The following is a 17,506-nucleotide window of genomic DNA, read 5'->3' as shown; positions in this document are numbered from 1 at the left end:
CGGTCTGGCTAAGCCAGTCCCGCGGCCCCTGCTGGTGGAAGGCGGACGTGCGATGCTGCGTGTATGATTGCTATTAAATTTGTAGCTGCTTGCGCTCGTTGGCATTGGTGTGTAGCCCTGTTTGATGCCTGAAAAGTGCCTTTTTCAGGCGCTTTCGGGCCCTGCAACGCAGGTGACAGTCCTTCAGGTGTTGCCCTGATGCGCCGGGGGCCTGGCGCACGCATGATGGCGGCAGATAAACCACGCCATCACTTCGGGAGCCCCTTATGCAACGCCGCCAATTACTGCAAGCCGCCGCCGCGCTGGCCACGCCCACGCTGGCCGCGCTGGGTGCCGCGCAGGCCCAGGTCTCCAGCTTTCCGGTCCGGCCCATCAAGCTGATCGTCGCCTTCCCGGCGGGCGGGCCGACCGACATCACCATGCGCTCGCTGGCCGACAATGCCTCGAAAATCCTGGGTCAGGCGGTGATCGTGGAGAACAAGCCCGGTGCGGGCGGAACCCTGCCGGCCCAGCAGTTGCAAACCTCGGCGCCCGACGGCTACACGCTGGCACAGATTCCGCTGGGCGTGTTCCGCCTCGGCTACACCACCAAGATCAACTGGGACCCGGTCAAGGACCTCAGCTACATCATCAATGTGACCGGCTACGCCTTCGGCATCGTGGTGCCGGCAGACAGCCCGTTCAAGACCTGGGCCGACTTTGTCGCTTACGCCAAGGCCAACCCCGGCAAGCTGACCTACGGCTCCACCGGCACGCTGACCAGCCCGCACCTGACGACCGAACTGATCGCGCAAAAGGCCGGCATCGAACTGCAGCATGTGCCCTACAAAGGCAGCGCCGATTTGATGCTGGCCCTGGTGAGTGGTCAATTGATGGCAGGTGCCGACAGCACCGGTTTTGCGCCGCAGGTCGAGGCCGGCAAGCTGCGCGTACTCAACACCTGGGGCGAGAAGCGCCTCGACAAATTCCCCAATGCGCCCACGTTGAAGGAACTGGGCTACGACATCGTGCAGAACTCGCCCTTTGGCATAGGCGCGCCCAAGGGCACGCCGCCCGAGGTCGTCAAGCGCCTGCACGATGCCTTCAAAAAAGCCATGGAAGAACCCAGCTACGTGACGGCCCTGGGCCGCTACGACATGCTGCCCAACTACATGAGCTCGGCCGACTACACGAAGTTCGCGCACGACACCGTGGGCCGCGAAAAGGTGCTGATCGACAAGCTGGGGCTGAATAAATAGCACACCCCTATCGGGGCTCACTGCGTGTAGCCCCTTTTCCCCTTGCAGGGGACGGCGCCTGCGGCCCGGCGAAGCCGGTTCCGCGGCCCCTGCTGGATCAAACATTCAGCTGGAGATGCCACGGGTGTGCTTCGCGGGTTTTAGCAAGAATGAAGTGACGCTGTGGCGCGTCCCTTGGGGACCTCAGATCGCAAGGTCGGTCGAGAGCGTGCGTGCGCACTGGATGAACGCCTCTGCCAAGGGGCTCAGCGTGCGGTGCGCGAGCGTCACGATCATCGTGGCGGTGTCCCAGCGTGGCAGTTCGATGGGCAGCACTTTCAACGCGGTGCGCGGCTCGCAGAACTTCAGCACGGTGGATGGCACCACGGTGAGGTAGCGTCCTGTGGCCAGAAGGCTGTAGCGCAGATTGAGAGAACCTGACAGGATGAGTCTGGACGGCAAACCCGAGCCGATGGCGTTGAAGGCGTCGACCACTGGTGAACCGGGCTTCACTTCGACGTGCGAGAGCACCCAGGGCTCGTTCGCCAGATCCTCCAGCCTGAGCTTGCGGCGCCTGGCCCAAGGGCTGTGCGGGCCGGCGACGACGTAGATGCGCTCGTGAAAGAGCGATTCGCAGTGAAGATCCGGTTCTGTCAGCGCTGCCCAGGGCCGCAGCAGCACCAACTCGCAGATCCGCTCGCGCAGAAAGTGGTTCAGAAGCACCGGGGGGTCACCCGACTCCGTCTTGAAGACCAGCCTCGGGTGCTGGCGATGCAACTGATCAATGACGGCCGGCGCGAGACTGGCCATCAGGCTCTCGCCGCAGCCCACACTCAATTCGCCCACGTCCGGGTCAGCGAGAAAACCTATCTCGTTCACGCCCTGCCTCAACTCGTCGAAGATGACGGTGCTGCGCCGCAGCAGCGCGCGGCCATAGGCGGTTGGCTCCACTCCTTTGGGACTGCGGTCGAGCAGGCGCACGCCCAGCGCGTCCTCCAGTTCGGCAATGGCTTTGGATACCGCCGGCTGGGACATGTGCAACTGCTCGGCTGCCTTGCGAATGCCGCCCGTCTGCGCCACGGCCATCAGTGTGTCGAGATCGCGCAGCTTGAGTCGCCGCCGGAGTTGGTCGGAGGATGTCATCGCTTGGGGGTGATTCGATTTCGTGATCATGGTATCAATAAATCGAACTTTTCGGTGATGATCATCGCCTTTATGCTGAAGCCATCTGAACCACAGTCGCGTGAAGCCTGAGCAATGTCCCGCGACCAGCCTGCCTGGAGGACACGAGCATGAACCACTCCCGCAACCGTCGCCACTTTTTGCAGTCGGCGCTGAGTCTCGGCGCATCGGCCGCGCTGGGCATATCGTCCATCTCCCGGGCGCAGCAGCGTCTGGACACCGTCCGCGTCCTGTGTGGTTATCCACCCGGTGGCTCGGTGGACGTGGTGTCGCGCAAGCTGGCCGAGCGTCTGGGCAAGACCTACGCCAGGGTCGCGCTGGTCGACAACAAGACGGGCGCCGCTGGGCGCCTGGTGTTCGACGCCTTGAAGGCCTCCCCGCCCGACGGCTCGGTGATGCTGGTCACTCCTGGCTCAGCGGTCACGATGTACCCGCACATTTACCGGCCCCTGTCCTACGACGTGTTCAATGACCTGACACCGGTGGGGATGGTCGCTGGCACCGAGTTCTGCCTCGCCGTCGGGCCCGCTGTGCCCACGTCGGTGCGCACACTGGATGATTTCAGCGGGTGGTGCAAGGCCAACCCCGCATTGGCCAGCTGCGGCAATGCCGGCGCGGGCTCGTTCCCGCACTTCATGGCGCTGCTGGTGGCGCGCGACACCGGCCTGCCCCTCACCCATGTCCCCTACCGCGGCGGTTCGGCGGCGATGCTCGCGCTCATAGGCGGGCAAGTCACTTCAGCGATGGCCACCGAGAGTGCCGCATTGCCATTGGAGCAATCCGGCAAGCTGCGCGTGCTGGCCACCACCGCCGCCGAGCGATCGGCCTTCTTCCCGAAGGCCCCCAGCTTCAGCGAGCTCGGCTATAAAAATTTGGCTCAGCGCGAATGGTTTGCGGTCTTCATGCCACGCCACGCGCCCAGTGCATTGGCGGCGACAGTGGCCGAGGAGGTGCGGTCGATGCTCACGGAGGCCGAGGCGCGCGAGACCTGGGCGCGAATCGGACTCTCGACGATCAGCTCAACCCCGGCGGAGCTGCAGACCGCGCTGCGCAAGGAGTACGACTTCTGGGGGCCTGTCATCAAGGCCAGCGGGTTTACCCCGGAGAGCTGAGCTACGGCTCCACCGGCACGCTGACCAGTCCGCAAGGAGCTTATCGACAAGCTGGGGCTGGCGAAAGGTCAGTAAGGGTCAGCGCCCAGCGCGCGGGATGCCGGCCAGCACAAACAGTTCGTCGGCCAGCTGGTCGGCGAAGGCCGGCTTGACGCCGGAGCCAAAAATCAGCCGGTAAATGATGGGGGCCATCATGTGGTCCAGCACCTGCTGCACGCTGGGGGTGGCGTCGCCGCGTGCCTGGGCCCGGTTCACCAGCACGGTGGCTTCGGCGCGGCGGTTTTTCAGGCAGTTGGTCTCTTCCGATCCGGCCAGCGCGGCCGCCGCCTTCAGCATCGAGGTGTTGCCGGGCTTGTTGAGGTGGGTGATCAGCCCCCGGGCCCAGGCCGCGAGTTCGGCTTTCAGGTTGCCCGTCTCGGGCAGCGGGCGGTTCGGGTCCAGCCGCTCGGTCGCGGTTTCGCCCAGCAGGCCGTTCACGTCGCCCCAGCGCCGGTAAATGCTGGAGGCGCTGACGCCGGCGCGCTCGGCCACGGCCGGCACGGTGACCTTGTCACGGCCTTCCTGGGCAATCAGTTCTTCCAGCGCTTTTCGCACCACGGACTGCACCTGCGCGCTGCGGCCGCCGGGGCGTTTGATCTGGGGTGTCGTGGGGGTGTTCATGCGCTGATTCTAGCTTAAAGCAATGATATTTGCGTTAGTTTAAAACTGGGCGTAGAATTCGCAAACGCAAATAAATTCGCTTTAAGAAAGTCGAGTGTTCCCCATGACCGCACCTGTCGCCCCCTCTTTGCAACCCTCTTCATCCTCCGCCGCTCGCTGGCAACTGCCGCCGGCAGCCGCCTTCCCGCTGCTGGCGATCCTCCTGTTCGCGTTTTTTGTGGCGGGTAGCGCGCCTTCGCCGCTGTTTGTCGTGTTCCAGCAGCAGTGGGGCTTTTCGCCGGCGCTGCTGACGGTGGCGTTCGCGATTTATGCGATTGCGCTGCTGGCCTCCCTGCTGGTGGCCGGCTCGCTGTCCGACCACATCGGCCGGCGCCCCGTGGTGTTTGTCGCCCTGCTGCTGCAGGCCGGCGCGATGCTGACCTTTTTGCTGGCCGAGGGCATAGGCGGCATCATCGCGGCGCGTGTCGTCCAGGGCATCGCGACCGGCATGGTCAGCGGCGCACTGACGGCGGCGGTGGTGGAGGCGGCCCCGGCCGCGCAAAAGCGGCTGGGCGCGATGATAGGCAGCGTCTCGCCGCTGGCGGGGCTGGCCGTGGGCGCCTTGCTGACGGGCATCGCGGTCAAGCTCGCGCTGCACCCGGTGCCGCTGGTGTTCGGCGTGCTGGCCGCCATCTGCGTGACGGGTGCGGTGGCCACGCTGTTCCTGCCGGAAAGCGTCACGCCCCGCCCCGGCGCGCTGGCCTCGCTGGTGCCGCGCATTTCGGTGCCGGTGGCGGCGCGTGCTGAATTTGTGCGCGGGGTGCCGACGATGCTGGCGGTGTGGTCGCTCGCGGGCCTGTACCTGTCGCTGGTGCCTTCCGTGCTGCAGCAAATCTTCGGCATCCACAACGGCATCGTCAACGGCCTGGCGATCGCGACATTCTTCGGCCTGGGCGCCGCTTCCCCCACGCTGCTAAGGCGCCTGGCTCCCACGCGCATGAGCGCCGTCGGCATGAGCTGGCTCGCGGTGGGCGCCGGCCTGGTGGCCGTGTCGCTGGCAACCCGTTCCGTGGGCCTGTTTTTTGCGGGAACGGCGCTGGCCGGTTTCGGCGGCGGCTCGGCTTTTTCCGCGCAGGTGCAGACGCTGGCGCCGCTGGCACAGCCGCAGCAGCGGGCGGAGCTGTTTGCCGCGCTCTATGCCACCAGCTACCTCGCCTTCAGCGTGCCGGCCATGCTGGCAGGCCGGCTGATCGTGCCGCTGGGCCTGCCGGCCACCGTGGAGGGTTACGCCACGCTGGTGCTGGCGGTGGCCGGCATGGGTGCCTGGCTGCGCTGGACCTCGCTGCGTCGCACGGCCACCCTCCCTTAATCCAGCAGGGGCCGCGGATCGGGCTTTGCCCGGCCGCAGGCGCCGTCCCCTGCAAGGGGAAAAGGGATTACACGCAGTGAGTCCCGATAGGGGTGTGCCTAATCCAGCCCGGCCGCAGGCGCCGTCCCCTGCAAGGGGAGGGGACGCTACACGAAGTGAGTGTCAGCAGGGGTGAGCAAAATCTTTGCCACCTCGGCAAAGCCCGCGCCGCGCTCGCCCCGGGTCACATAGCGCGGCAGGTGCGCCAGCTGCGGCACAAAGCGCGCGATGTTGGCCACGCCCACGCTGTTGGCGAAAGTCTTGAACATCAGTTGGTCGTTGGTCGAATCGCCCACGTAGACCCAGCGCGCCATCTCGGCGTCCAGGTCGCGCTGCCAGAGTTCACGAACAATCCAGCGCGCGCCTTCAAGCTTGTTGTGGCCGCCGTACCAACCGTTGATGTGGATGCTGCTCACGGTGGCGTGCATGCCTTCGCTTTTCATCAGCGCCACCACGGCGGCGATCTGCGCATCACTGAGTTTCGTGAACTCGCTGTGGTCGATGGCGATGTCGGTTTCCCGGCCCGGCGAGTCGGTGGCGCGGTGGATGCCGGGCAGCTCCCGCTCAATGCGCGCCAGCACGGCCTGCATGCGGGTGAAGTTGGCTGCACGCATGGCCGCGTCCTGCTGGTAGATTTTTGAGAGCGGCCGCGGCGCGGCGCTTTGGGAATCCAGCAGCAGCGCCACTGCGCCGTTTTCCGCCACGATGGCATCGACAGGCCAGCTTGCCGCGAAAGGCTCGCTCCAGCCCACCGGCCGTCCGGTGATCGCCACCACCTTGAACCCGGCGGCTTTCAATTCAGCCAAGCCCTCCAGCGCATCAAGGGTAATCGCCCCTTCGGTGGTCAGGGTGTCGTCGATGTCGGTGAAAACGCCGGAGATCCGGCGCCGCTCGTCTGCGGGCCAGTTGTCGAGTTCTTGCATCGTGAAATTTTCGCATGCCGATTCCAGGCGCTGGTGCGGTGCGGCCGGCTTCGGTACAATGGCGGATTCCTGAGGAGCGTTGCAACCCACATCACGTGGACCAGGCTCAGGACTTCATTGCAACCACGCTCACCCGCAAGTGCTCTCTCAAGCCGGGTGAATGACTGAATTCCCCCACTGCTTCGAAAGCGCCTTGCCCGTGGCGATTTTGCCCAGTTGACGTTTGAATTTGGAGAACCGTATGAGCGCTGTCCTGAAACCTTCCACCGACTACACCATTGCCGATATCTCGCTTGCCGCCTGGGGCCGCAAGGAACTGAATATCGCGCAGACCGAAATGCCCGGCCTGATGGCCATCCGCGAAGAGTTCGCCAAGGCCCAGCCCCTGAAGGGCGCGCGCATCACCGGCTCACTGCACATGACCATCCAGACCGGCGTGCTGATCGAAACGCTGCAGGCTCTGGGCGCCGAAGTGCGCTGGGCTTCGTGCAACATCTTCTCGACGCAAGACCACGCCGCCGCCGCGATTGCCGCCGCCGGCACGCCGGTGTTCGCCATCAAGGGCGAAACCCTGGCCGACTACTGGGACTACACCCACAAGATTTTCGAATTCAACGGCGCCAAGGGCACGCCTGAAGAAGGCCCGAACATGATCCTGGACGACGGCGGCGATGCCACGCTGCTGATGCACCTGGGCACCAAGGCCGAAAAAGACGCCAGCTTGATTTCCAAGCCTACGAGCGAAGAAGAAATCTGCCTGTTCAACTCGATCAAGGCCAAGCTCGCGCAAGACCCGACCTGGTACAGCCGCCGCCTGAAAAACATCATCGGCGTGACCGAAGAAACCACCACCGGCGTGCTGCGCCTCAATGAAATGTCGGCCAAGGGCACGCTGGCCCTGCGCGCCATCAATGTCAACGATTCGGTCACCAAGTCCAAGTTCGACAACCTCTACGGTTGCCGCGAGTCGCTGGTCGACGCCATCAAGCGCGCCACCGACGTGATGGTGGCCGGCAAGGTGGCTTGCGTGGCCGGTTACGGCGACGTGGGCAAGGGTTCGGCCCAGGCCCTGCGTGCCCTGAGCGCCCAGGTCTGGGTGACCGAGATCGATCCGATCAACGCCCTGCAGGCCGCGATGGAAGGCTACAAGGTCGTGACCATGGAATACGCCGCCGACAAGGCCGACATTTTTGTGTCCGCCACCGGCAACAAGAACGTCATCACCTACGACCACATGGCGAAGATGAAAGACCAGGCCATCGTCTGCAACATCGGCCACTTCGACAACGAAATCGACGTCGCCTCGCTGGAGAAATGCACTTGGGAAGAGATCAAGCCGCAAGTCGACCACGTGATCTTCCCCGACGGCAAGCGCATCATCCTGCTGGCCAAGGGCCGCCTGGTGAACCTGGGCTGCGGCACCGGCCACCCCAGCTTCGTGATGTCGTCCAGCTTCGCCAACCAGACCATTGCGCAGATCGAGCTGTTCACCAAGCAGGCCGACTACGAAGTGGGCAAGGTCTATGTGCTGCCCAAGCACCTCGATGAGAAGGTCGCGCGTTTGCACCTCAAGAAAGTCGGCGCGATGCTGACCGAGTTGAGCGACGAGCAGGCGGCTTATATCGGCGTGTCGAAGGCTGGCCCGTACAAGGCCAACACCTACCGTTATTGATCAAGCGGCGGGTATTCCTCCCTCTCCCGCTGGGAGAGGGCAGGGGTGAGGGCCCGCGGCGTCCACAGGCGCTACCGGCCTCGTTGTGAGGCTGCCGGCCCTCACCCCAACCCTCTCCCAAAGGGAGAGGGGGTAAGACAGGCCCTCTGGGCAAGACAAGGCCTCCGCCTGAATGTTTTCGGGCGTGGGCTCATTCCATGGAGCTACATGCGCGCTGACTTATTCCTCGTTGAACACGGCTTTGCCACCACCCGCTCCCAGGCCCAGCGCCTGATTGCCTCGGGCGTGCAGTGGCGCGCCGAAGAAGACGGTGCGTGGAAAAAGGTTGCCAAAAACGGCGATGAAGTGCCGGACGGCGCCGAGCTGCAGGTGCTCGACAACACCGAAGCCAAATACATCTCGCGCGGCGGCCTGAAGCTTGAAGGGGCGCTGAAAAGCAGCGGTGTTGATGTCACCGGCCTGCGCTGCCTGGACATCGGCCAGTCGACCGGCGGCTTTACCGACTGCCTGCTGCAGCACGGTGCGGTGCAGGTGGTGGGCGTGGACGTGGGCCATGGCCAGTTGCATGCCAGCATGCGCGCTGACCCGCGGGTCGTCTGCATCGAAGGCGTCAATGCCCGGTCCATGACGGCGATGGACTTGATCGCTGGTCCTGCCCATGAAGCGGAGGCTGATGAGGGCGAATGGGATGGTGATGAAGCCGGGCTGGACGCCGAGACCCCCGTCGAGGCGGACTTTGACTTCCTGACGGGTGACCTGTCCTTCATTTCGCTCACGCTGGTGTTGCCCGCCGTGGTGCGCCTGCTCAAGCCCGGCGGCGATGTGCTGATGCTGGTCAAGCCGCAGTTCGAGCTGCAGCCGGGCCAGATTGGCAAGGGCGGCATTGTGCGCGAAGCGGCGCTGTTTGAGTTCGTGGAAAAGCGCCTGCGCGATGCCTGCGTTGCGCTGGGGCTGGACGTCAAGGCCTGGCTGGCATCGCCGATTGACGGCGGTGACGGCAACCGCGAGTTTTTCATCCATGCGGTCAAGGGCCACGACAACGCCGGCGAGAGCCAGCCGCTGCCCGCGGCGCCGCAACGCAAGGCGCCCAAGCGCCTTCCGCGCGCTGCCTCGCGCGAACCGCATGAAGACCCGGAAGCCGCGCATGCGGGCCAGCCGGGACCGGCGCGCGGCAAGCGGCGCGACAAGAAAACCGACAACGATTGAGATCTTGCGATGAATCTTCCCATCAGTTTTGAATTCTTTCCTCCCAAGACGCCTGAGGGCGCAGACAAGCTGCGCGTGACCCGCCAGGCCCTTTACGCGCACCAGCCGGAGTTCTGCTCCGTGACCTTTGGCGCGGGGGGCTCCACGCAAGAAGGCACCTTTGGCACCGTCAAGGAAATCCTGGACGAAGGCGTGATCGCGGCCTGTCATTTCTCCTGCATTGGCGCGACCAAGGTCACGGTGCGCCAGCAGCTGGCGACCCTGCAGGCCATGGGCGTGAAGCACCTGGTCGCCCTGCGCGGCGACATGCCCAGCGGCTACGGCATCGGCGGCGAGTTTCATTACGCCAGCGACCTGGTGACTTTCATCCGTGAAGAAACCGGAGACGCTTTTCACATTGAAGTGGCGGCTTACCCCGAGGTTCACCCGCAGGCCAAGTCGGCCGATGCCGACCTGCAGGCTTTTGCCACCAAGGTCAGGGCCGGCGCCAATTCGTCCATCACCCAGTATTTTTTCAACGCGGACGCCTACTTTCGGTTTGTGGACGATGTGCGCAAACTTGGCCTGGATGTGCCGGTGGTGCCCGGCATCATGCCCATCACCAGCTCCACGCAGCTCATGCGCTTTTCCGATGCCTGCGGCGCGGAAATCCCCCGCTGGATCCGCCTGCGGCTGCAGGGCTTCGGCGACGACACGGCGTCCATCAAGAGCTTCGGCCTCGACGTCGTCACCGAGCTGTGCGACCAGCTCTGCACGGCCGGCGTGCCCGGCATTCATTTTTATACGATGAACCAGGCCGCTGCGACGACGGAGATCCTTCGGCGTTTGCAGTACAAGGCCTGATGGCTAGTGCAGTGTTGCATGCTTGATGGGACCAATAAAAGCGATGGATTTTGGGTCAGGGCAAGGCGCAAACCACAGCGATACCCGCAGGTATCGCGCGGATTTGTAACGCTGCCATGGCGCAAAAGACGCGGTTTTATGTTCCAGATAGCGTGCAACACTGCACTAGGTAAGCCTGTGCACCAGGGCGCTATCCGGGTCTGGATTGTTGCAAGCCTGCTGGCCGTGCTGGCGGGCTGTGCGACAGCCCCGCCGACGCAGCCGCCGTCCAGTTTTCCACCCGGCCCGGCCACCAAGCCTGGGGTCACTGTCCCGCCGGCACCGGCAGATCCGATGGGTGGTCCCGCGCCGGCCAACCTGTCCGTGGCGCCCGAGCCGGAGTTGCTGGCTGGCGAAGTACCCCGCGAACTTGAGCGCGGCCAGGCATCGTGGTACGGGCCGCGCTTTCATGGCCGCCGCACGGCCAGCGGTGAACGCTACGACATGCATGCGCTGACGGCGGCGCACAAGACCCTGCCTTTCGGCACGCTGGTGCGCGTGCGCAGCCTGGTGACCGGACGCGAGGTCGAGGTGCGCATCAACGACCGCGGCCCCTTCGGCGCGGGCCGGGTCATCGATGTGAGCCGCGCCGCGGCCGAGGCCCTGGGCATGATGGGGCTGGGTGTCAAAGACGTGCTGCTGCTGGTGCCGGAATCCACGCCGATGGCCGAGGCGCCAGTGCCACCGGTGGCCAAAAAGCGCCGCGCGCGCAAGGTGCGTCAGGGCCGGTCAGCGGGCAACGCCCTGTAGCGGGCTTTTGGGCTTCTGACTGCCTCTTCCCGCAGCGCGCGAGTGCGCTACATTTTGAACATGACGAGCAAAGCAAAAGAAGCCAGGCCCCGGCCCACGCGCAACGATGCGCAGCGCCAGTCCATCCTGGACGCGGCGTCCCTGCTGTTTATCGAAAAAGGTTTCGGCGGGACCAACATCAATGACATCGCGGACGCGGTCGGTGTCAGCCGAACGGCGCTTTATTACTACTTCCCCAGCAAGGAGTCGATGCTGGAAGCGCTGACCGAAGAAGTCACCGAAAAAGCCAGCCTGCTCGCCGCGAGTGTTTCGGAGCGCGATCTCCTGCCGCCGCGGGATGCGCTGCGGCAGCTGATCCTGCAGCATGCGGGCCTCATTCTTTCGCATCCGCTGCAGTTCCGGGTGGTGGAGCGCAGCGAGAGCAACCTGCCCGAGCCGCACCGGGCGGCGGCCGAGGCGGCCCGCCGCGCGGTGCTGGAGCACTTTGTGCGGGTGATCCAGCGCGGGATCGACGAAGGCCAGTTTCGCGACACCAACGCCCATATCGCCGCGTTTTCGATCATCGGCATGTGCAACTGGTGCGCCTGGTGGTTCGACGCCAAGGGCAATGTGCCGGCCAGCGGCGTGGCCGAGTCCATTGCCGACTTCAGCCTGCGTGCGCTGTTGCCCGACCATGCGCAACGCGCACGTGCGGGGTCGGTGGAAGAGGCGGTCAGCCAGATGCGGGATGCGCTGACCGCTTTCGACAACCACCTGAAAAAGAAGCCGCTGCGGCATTCGGGTTAACACTAACGTCAAATAATTGACACTACTGTCGAATCTGCCTATCATTGATCCAAATCAATGACGGGGCCGCGCTGCGGCTTGACAGATGACAGCAACCGATCCAGGCAAAACCGCGAACACCGCGTCACAGCCCGCCTCACAGGCGACCGCGGGATTTCTGAATACCGACTGGAACCCGCGCGATGTGCCGCAAGGCACGCACACCACCAATGTGGTGTTGCGTACCGCCGATGGCGCCGCCACCAGCGGCTCGCTGTACCAGCCCGCCACGCCGAGCGACACCGTCGTGTGCGTGATGCACCCGCGGGAATTCATGGCCTGCCATTACCTCATCCCGGACATCGTCGGGGCGGGTTATGCCGCCTGGTCGCAGGCGCCGCGCTCGGTCGGCAACGACTTGCGGCTGGAACATGAATTCGCGCTGCACGACGTGGCCACCGGCCTGGCCTATCTCCGGTCGCGCGGCTTCAGGCGCATCGTGCTGCTGGGCAACTCAGGCGGCGCCGGGCTGTATGCCTTCTACGCGCAGCAGGCCGCATTGCCGGGCGAGTCGCGCATTGCCAAAACACCCGGCGGCAAGCCCACCCAGCTGGCAGCGCTGGACATGCCCGTGCCCGATGGCATGGTGTTCATCGGCCCGCACCCGGGGCAGGGCGCGCTGCTGATGAACTGCATCGACCCTTCGGTGGCTGACGAAAATGATGCGCTGTCGGTTGACGCCTCGCTCGACCCGCTCAACCCGGCGAACGGTTATGCCGGCCCGAAAGCCACGCGCTATGCGCCGGAGTTTGTGGCGCGCTACCGGGCAGCCCAGCGTGACCGCGTCGCCCGCCTGGACGCGACGGCCCGTGCACTGATCGAGCGGCGCCTGGCGGCGCGCCGGCGCGTCAAGGCCGCGGTTGATGGCGCGGGCAAGGGCGCGGATAACGGTGCGAGCAAGGGCGCCAGCGCCGAAGACCGGCGGCTGGCGGGCCACACGCCCATCATCAACGTCTGGCGCACCGATGGCGACTTGCGCTGCCTTGATTTGTCGCTGGACCCGTCGGACCGCAAGTTTGGCTCGTTGTGGGGCGCCGAGCCCTTTGCCTCCAACTATGGCGCGGTCGGCTTTGCACGGCAGTGCACGCCGGAGAGCTGGCTTTCCACCTGGTCGGGTATCTCGTCCAACGCCACGCTGGCCAAGACCGCCGCGGCCATCACGCAGTCGGTGCTGGTGGTCGAGTACACCGGCGACCAGGCCTGCTTTCCGGGCGACGTGCGGCAGATTTTCGAATCGCTCGCGAGCGCCGACAAGCGCCACCTGCGCGTGCGCGGCGACCACCACGGCCGTGCGCTGTCGCCCGGTGAAGAGCCCGGGCGGCTGGAGGCCGGCCGGCTGCTCGGTGCCTGGCTCCAGGAGCGCTTCCCGCAGTGATGGCCCAGCGCCCTTTCGCACAACCTTTTCACCCACACGTCAGAAAGACCACCATGTCAGCCCGTGACCTGCTTCCCCAACCCGCATTGCGCGGTGTTGACCACACCGCCCGGCCCACCTGGAAGCTGCGCGAAACCATCGAGTTCTACCGCGACAAGCTGGGGCTGCCCCTGGTGCATGTCATCTCGGCCCGCGGCTGGGGCCCGGCCACGCACCCGGACTTCCTGCATTTTTTCTTTGACAGCGGGAACGGCAGCACGATTGCCTTCTTCTATTACCTGGGCTCCGACCTGCCGGCCGCGATGCAAGACCGGGCGTCGAAGCCGCCACTGCCCGACGACCACGTGTTCGACGCCACCCACACCGCATGGATCGTCGAGAGCGCCGAAGAACTCCAGGCCTGGAAGCAGCGCCTGGAGGCCCAGGGGCTGAACGTCTCGGTGGAAACCGCCCATGAAGTCATCGAGTCCATCTATGTGCGCGACCCCAACGGTTACTTTGTCGAGTTCACGCGCAAGCTGCGCCCGCTGGACCGGCTCGATGCCGACGACGGCGCGCTGACCCTGCAGGCCGCGCTGGAGGCTGAGGACGCCGCCGTGCGGCGCGGCAGCCGTCTGGCCCGTATTGACGACATCTGGTCCGCCAAGGCCAGACTGCTGGATGAACGTCGCGGTGCTGGCGACCGCGCGGGCCCGGGCGTGGGCATTTACGTGCCCCGGCTCGAGGAGTTTTCGGCACTGATCCAAGACGCCACGGCGCGGCCCGAATGCTGCGTGACGGCGGTGGGCGACTACGACCTGATCGAGGCGAGCCAATCGATGGAATTCCGCCGCAAGGCGCTGGGGCTCAAACCCGCCGTCTGGTACGGGCTGTTCACCGGCGGGGTTCGCGGGCACATTGAGGTGTTTGAGCGGGACCGTGTGGTCATCGCGCCGGCCCGGCGCTGAGCACACGCTGAAACCTAAGAGACCCCGGAGACAAGCATGCGAGACATTCAAAGCCCCATTGAGGGCGTGACCTACCCCTCCGACCAACGCGCCGCCGCTTCGCTGGCGAATGGTTCCTGGGTGGCCTCCACCGTGGGCGACTGCCTGCGCGCCACGGCGGCGCGCTACCCCGACAGGCTGGCCTTTATCAGCGATGAGCGAAGCCTGACGTTTCGCGCGCTGGACGAAACAACGGATCGCCTGGCCGCAGCGCTGCTGGCGATGGGGCTGGCGACGGGCGACCGTGCCATCTTCCAGCTTGGCACGACGGTGGACACCGCCATCGTGCTGCTGGCCTGCTACAAGGCCGGCATTGTGCCGGTGTGCTCGCTGCCGCAGCACCGCGAGGTTGAAATCGGCCAGCTTGCCGCCCAGTCGGGCGCCCGCGGCTATTTTGTGCAGGCCGATTTCGGCAGCTTTGACCTGGTCGGTTTTGCCCGGACCATGGCGGCCCGGCACCCATCGCTGGAACACCTGGTCGTCGTGCGCGGCACGGTGGCCGGCCTGCCCGGCATCGACGCATTGATCGCCGACATGCCCCTTGAGCAGGCGCGGCAGCAGTTGGGCAACATTGCGCTCGGCATGGAAGACGTGCTGAGTTTCCAGCTCTCCGGCGGCACCACCGGCGTACCCAAAATCATTCCGCGCTTTCATGCCGAATACCTCGGGCACTCGGCCGCATGGATGCGGCGCTACCGCATCGACGCCGGCAGCCGCGTGATTTGGTCTTTGCCGCTGCTGCACAACGCCGGCCAGCTGTACACACTGATGCCGGCGGCCCTGATGGGCGTGACCGTGGTGCTGATGCCCAGGGTGGACATTGGCCGCATGCTGGCGCTGATTGAAGAACACCGCATCACGCATGCCCTGTCGATCGGCCCGATTGCGCCGCAGCTGCTGGCGTATACCGACATCGCCAGGCACGACCTGTCGTCGCTACAGCTCTTTGCCACCATGAGCCGCTCCGACAACCTGGAGAAGCACATCGGCGTGCCTTGCTCCAACCTGTACGGCATCACCGAAGGGCTGCTGCTCGGCTCGCCCGCCGACGCGCCGGCCTTTGCACGGCACCACACGCAGGGCGCCTCGGGCTGCGCGCACGACGAGATCCGCCTGCTGGTGCCCGAAACCGAAGAACCGAGCCCACCCGGGGAGATGGGCGAGATGTGCTTTCGCGGCCCGTCCAGCCTGACCGGCTTCTTCGGCAATCCCGAGGCGAACGCCAAAGCCTTCACCTCCGATGGCTTCTACCGCACCGGCGACATGATGACCGCGCACGTCGTTGACGGCGTCACCTGCTATGCCTTTGAAGGCCGGCTGCGCGACAACGTCAACCGCGGCGGTGAAAAAATCGGCTGCGAAGAGGTAGAAGGTTTCGTTAGCCAGCACCCGGCCGTGGCCGACGCCAAGCTGGTTGCCATGCCCGACCCGTTCTACGGCGAGAAGGCCTGCGTCTTCATTGTTCCGCGCCCCGGCATGGTTGCGCCCGACGTGAAGGCGCTCGGCGCCTTCCTCGTCGGCCTGGGCCTGGCGAAATACAAGTGCCCGGAACGGGTCGAGATCGTGGACAGCTACCCGCTGACGCGCGTGGGCAAGGTCGACAAGCCCGCATTGAAGCAGCGCATCGCCGACCAGCTGGCCGCCGAGGCGGCAGGGAGCCCGTCATGATCGCCACCGAGCAGGTGCTGAGCGAGCGGCCGCTGGTGATTCGCCGCCGCGTCAAGTGGGGTGATTGCGACCCGGCGGGCGTGGTCTACACGCCGACGTTTTCCGAATACGTGATCTCGGCGGCCGAGCTTTTTTACGGCTCGCTGTTCGGCACCACGCCGCAGCGCGCCAAACACGAGCAGGGCTTTGGCACGCCCAGCCGCGCGCTGGCGTTTGACTTCCGGCGTTCACTGCGGCCCGACGACGAATTCGACATGACGGTCACCGTGGCCGGCATCCACAGCCGCACCTATGTACTGGACGTGACCGGCCGCACGCTGGCAGGTGAGGTAATTTTTGCCGCCACGCTGACGCCGGTGTGCGTGGCGCGCGACGAGCGCCGTTCGATCGAGATCCCGCCGGCGTTCCGCGCCGCGCTGGAGCGCTACCAGGCGGCCTGCGCAACAGCGCCATCCACCATGCCAGAGAGGAGCACACCATGAAGATCGCCGTCATCGGCGCCGGGCCGGCCGGGCTGTATTTCTCGCTGCTCGCCAAAAAGCACAACCCGGCGCATGAGATTGATGTGTATGAACAGAACCCCGAAGGCGCCACCTACGGCTGGGGCGTGGTGTTTTCGGATGTGGGCCTGGCCTTCCTGAAAGAGGCCGACGCGGAGTTTTTTGCCGAGTTCACGGCCCACCATGAAAAGTGCGACTACATGGAGGTGGTGCACCGCGGATGTCATGTGCAGATCCACGGCAACCACTTTTCGCGCACCGCCCGCATCGACATGCTGCAGACGCTGCAGCGGGCCTGCGAGCGCGTGGGCGTGCGCGTTCACTACGGGCAGCGCATCGGCGACGTGAGTGCGCTGGCTTCGGAGGTGGATTTGCTGGTTGCTGCTGACGGCGGCAACAGCGCCGTGCGTACCCAGTTTGCCGGGCACTTCCGTCCCAGCTTTGAAAAACGCCGCAACAAGTTTGCCTGGTACGGCACGCGCCAGCGCTTTCATCCGGTGTCGCTGATCTTCAAGGAAACCGTGCACGGCGTTTTCATTGCCCACAGTTACCAGTACAGCGCCGAGCTCAGCACCTTTCTTGTCGAGGTCGACCCCGACACCTGGAAGCGCGCCGGGCTGGACGCGGCCAGCGAAGACGAGAGCCGCCGCTACTGCACACAGGTGTTTGGCGCCGAGCTGGGCGCCCATGCGCTGCTGACCAACCGCTCGCTCTGGTTTGAAGCCAACATCGTCAAAAACGAGCAGTGGACCCATCGCAACATCGTGCTGCTGGGCGATGCCTTGCGCACGGTTCACTTCTCGCTCGGCTCCGGCACGCGCATGGCCATGCAGGACGCGATTGCGCTGCACAAGGGCCTGGCGGCGCACCCGGACGACCTGGCCCTGGCCTTTGCCGCGTTCGAGGCCACGCGGCGGCCGGCGTCATCGAGCTTTCAGAACGCCGCGGCCAAAAGCCTGGACTGGTATGAAAACGTGGCTGGCAAGCTGCATCTGGACCCGGTCAGTTTTGCCTACGACTACATGCGGCGCACCGGCCAGGTGAGCCACGACGACCTGAAGCAGCGCGACCCGCACTTCACCGCGGCCTTTGAAGCCCTTTGAAGTCCTTTGAAGTCATTTCCCCGCCACCCGATCACGCCCCCACCACGAGACCCACGGA

16 protein-coding genes and 1 riboswitch are annotated in these 17,506 nt (G+C 65.2%); of the genes, 13 read left to right on the top strand and 3 right to left on the bottom strand.

Annotation, left to right across the window (positions count from 1 at the left end):
• The first annotated feature begins 266 nt into the window (after positions 1 to 266).
• Positions 267 to 1,238, top strand: a complete 972-nt coding sequence (locus tag AC1DUB_RS06550) for a tripartite tricarboxylate transporter substrate binding protein (RefSeq protein ID WP_477728823.1) — start codon at positions 267 to 269, stop codon at positions 1,236 to 1,238.
• A 183-nt stretch (positions 1,239 to 1,421) separates the two neighbouring features.
• On the opposite strand, the gene AC1DUB_RS06545 is transcribed toward AC1DUB_RS06550, so the two are convergent.
• Entirely contained in the window at positions 1,422 to 2,360 is a 939-nt protein-coding gene (locus AC1DUB_RS06545) for a LysR family transcriptional regulator (protein ID WP_477728822.1), read from the bottom strand.
• Between the two features lie 149 nt (positions 2,361 to 2,509).
• Between AC1DUB_RS06545 and AC1DUB_RS06540 the strand changes: the two genes are divergently transcribed.
• Complete coding sequence (locus tag AC1DUB_RS06540) at positions 2,510 to 3,511, top strand: tripartite tricarboxylate transporter substrate-binding protein (RefSeq protein WP_477728821.1); 1,002 nt, start codon at positions 2,510 to 2,512, stop codon at positions 3,509 to 3,511.
• Positions 3,512 to 3,589: 78 nt separating this feature from the next.
• Here AC1DUB_RS06540 and AC1DUB_RS06535 read toward each other — a convergent pair whose 3' ends face one another.
• Positions 3,590 to 4,171, bottom strand: coding sequence for a TetR/AcrR family transcriptional regulator (locus AC1DUB_RS06535; RefSeq protein WP_477728820.1), 582 nt, complete (start codon positions 4,169 to 4,171; stop codon positions 3,590 to 3,592).
• 103 nt (positions 4,172 to 4,274) lie between these two features.
• On the opposite strand from AC1DUB_RS06535, the gene AC1DUB_RS06530 reads away from it, so the two are divergent.
• On the top strand, positions 4,275 to 5,519 hold the full coding sequence (locus tag AC1DUB_RS06530) for an MFS transporter (RefSeq protein WP_477728819.1): 1,245 nt from the start codon (positions 4,275 to 4,277) through the stop codon (positions 5,517 to 5,519).
• Between the two features lie 146 nt (positions 5,520 to 5,665).
• On the opposite strand, the gene AC1DUB_RS06525 is transcribed toward AC1DUB_RS06530, so the two are convergent.
• The gene (locus tag AC1DUB_RS06525; protein ID WP_477728818.1) at positions 5,666 to 6,481 is read right to left on the bottom strand and encodes an HAD-IIB family hydrolase; all 816 of its coding nucleotides are present in this window, start codon (positions 6,479 to 6,481) and stop codon (positions 5,666 to 5,668) included.
• 65 nt (positions 6,482 to 6,546) lie between these two features.
• A riboswitch (S-adenosyl-L-homocysteine riboswitch) is annotated at positions 6,547 to 6,619 on the top strand.
• A gap of 103 nt (positions 6,620 to 6,722) precedes the next feature.
• On the opposite strand from AC1DUB_RS06525, the gene ahcY reads away from it, so the two are divergent.
• From ahcY to AC1DUB_RS06475, 10 genes are all read left to right on the top strand, one after another.
• A complete protein-coding gene (gene ahcY / locus AC1DUB_RS06520) occupies positions 6,723 to 8,153 on the top strand; it encodes an adenosylhomocysteinase (RefSeq protein WP_477720141.1) in 1,431 nt (476 codons plus the stop codon).
• A gap of 207 nt (positions 8,154 to 8,360) precedes the next feature.
• Positions 8,361 to 9,359 (top strand): TlyA family RNA methyltransferase, encoded by a 999-nt coding sequence (locus AC1DUB_RS06515; RefSeq protein WP_477728817.1) that lies wholly within the window; start codon positions 8,361 to 8,363, stop codon positions 9,357 to 9,359.
• 9 nt (positions 9,360 to 9,368) lie between these two features.
• Positions 9,369 to 10,202 (top strand): methylenetetrahydrofolate reductase [NAD(P)H], encoded by an 834-nt coding sequence (metF, locus tag AC1DUB_RS06510; RefSeq protein WP_477728816.1) that lies wholly within the window; start codon positions 9,369 to 9,371, stop codon positions 10,200 to 10,202.
• A 177-nt stretch (positions 10,203 to 10,379) separates the two neighbouring features.
• A complete protein-coding gene (locus AC1DUB_RS06505) occupies positions 10,380 to 10,991 on the top strand; it encodes a septal ring lytic transglycosylase RlpA family protein (RefSeq protein ID WP_477728815.1) in 612 nt (203 codons plus the stop codon).
• Positions 10,992 to 11,051: 60 nt separating this feature from the next.
• Positions 11,052 to 11,777: a TetR/AcrR family transcriptional regulator gene (locus AC1DUB_RS06500; RefSeq protein WP_477728814.1), complete on the top strand. Its 726-nt coding sequence runs from the start codon at positions 11,052 to 11,054 to the stop codon at positions 11,775 to 11,777.
• Between the two features lie 85 nt (positions 11,778 to 11,862).
• On the top strand, positions 11,863 to 13,191 hold the full coding sequence (locus tag AC1DUB_RS06495) for an alpha/beta fold hydrolase (protein WP_477728813.1): 1,329 nt from the start codon (positions 11,863 to 11,865) through the stop codon (positions 13,189 to 13,191).
• Between the two features lie 53 nt (positions 13,192 to 13,244).
• On the top strand, positions 13,245 to 14,138 hold the full coding sequence (locus AC1DUB_RS06490; protein WP_477728812.1) for a VOC family protein: 894 nt from the start codon (positions 13,245 to 13,247) through the stop codon (positions 14,136 to 14,138).
• 36 nt (positions 14,139 to 14,174) lie between these two features.
• Entirely contained in the window at positions 14,175 to 15,845 is a 1,671-nt protein-coding gene (locus AC1DUB_RS06485) for an AMP-binding protein (RefSeq protein WP_477728811.1), read from the top strand.
• The gene (locus tag AC1DUB_RS06480) at positions 15,842 to 16,327 is read left to right on the top strand and encodes an acyl-CoA thioesterase (RefSeq protein WP_477728810.1); all 486 of its coding nucleotides are present in this window, start codon (positions 15,842 to 15,844) and stop codon (positions 16,325 to 16,327) included. Before AC1DUB_RS06485 ends, AC1DUB_RS06480 begins: the two co-directional genes overlap by 4 nt.
• On the top strand, positions 16,324 to 17,448 hold the full coding sequence (locus AC1DUB_RS06475) for an FAD-dependent monooxygenase (protein WP_477728809.1): 1,125 nt from the start codon (positions 16,324 to 16,326) through the stop codon (positions 17,446 to 17,448). Before AC1DUB_RS06480 ends, AC1DUB_RS06475 begins: the two co-directional genes overlap by 4 nt.
• The last annotated feature ends 58 nt before the right edge of the window (positions 17,449 to 17,506 follow it).

This window comes from Polaromonas sp. P4_F9, assembly GCF_056401235.1.
Note: the sequence above shows the minus strand (reverse complement) of the source record. Positions and strands in the feature narration are given on the sequence as shown.

Coding starts and splice junctions, on each gene's coding strand:
- AC1DUB_RS06530 (WP_477728819.1), top strand. CDS start 4,275: ATGACCGCACCTGTCGCCCCCTCTTTGCAACCCTCTTCATCCTCCGCC.
- AC1DUB_RS06490 (WP_477728812.1), top strand. CDS start 13,245: ATGTCAGCCCGTGACCTGCTTCCCCAACCCGCATTGCGCGGTGTTGAC.
- AC1DUB_RS06525 (WP_477728818.1), bottom strand. CDS start 6,481: ATGCAAGAACTCGACAACTGGCCCGCAGACGAGCGGCGCCGGATCTCC.
- AC1DUB_RS06485 (WP_477728811.1), top strand. CDS start 14,175: ATGCGAGACATTCAAAGCCCCATTGAGGGCGTGACCTACCCCTCCGAC.
- AC1DUB_RS06535 (WP_477728820.1), bottom strand. CDS start 4,171: ATGAACACCCCCACGACACCCCAGATCAAACGCCCCGGCGGCCGCAGC.
- AC1DUB_RS06475 (WP_477728809.1), top strand. CDS start 16,324: ATGAAGATCGCCGTCATCGGCGCCGGGCCGGCCGGGCTGTATTTCTCG.
- AC1DUB_RS06515 (WP_477728817.1), top strand. CDS start 8,361: ATGCGCGCTGACTTATTCCTCGTTGAACACGGCTTTGCCACCACCCGC.
- AC1DUB_RS06545 (WP_477728822.1), bottom strand. CDS start 2,360: ATGACATCCTCCGACCAACTCCGGCGGCGACTCAAGCTGCGCGATCTC.
- AC1DUB_RS06495 (WP_477728813.1), top strand. CDS start 11,863: ATGACAGCAACCGATCCAGGCAAAACCGCGAACACCGCGTCACAGCCC.
- AC1DUB_RS06550 (WP_477728823.1), top strand. CDS start 267: ATGCAACGCCGCCAATTACTGCAAGCCGCCGCCGCGCTGGCCACGCCC.
- AC1DUB_RS06500 (WP_477728814.1), top strand. CDS start 11,052: ATGACGAGCAAAGCAAAAGAAGCCAGGCCCCGGCCCACGCGCAACGAT.
- AC1DUB_RS06540 (WP_477728821.1), top strand. CDS start 2,510: ATGAACCACTCCCGCAACCGTCGCCACTTTTTGCAGTCGGCGCTGAGT.
- AC1DUB_RS06480 (WP_477728810.1), top strand. CDS start 15,842: ATGATCGCCACCGAGCAGGTGCTGAGCGAGCGGCCGCTGGTGATTCGC.
- metF (WP_477728816.1), top strand. CDS start 9,369: ATGAATCTTCCCATCAGTTTTGAATTCTTTCCTCCCAAGACGCCTGAG.
- ahcY (WP_477720141.1), top strand. CDS start 6,723: ATGAGCGCTGTCCTGAAACCTTCCACCGACTACACCATTGCCGATATC.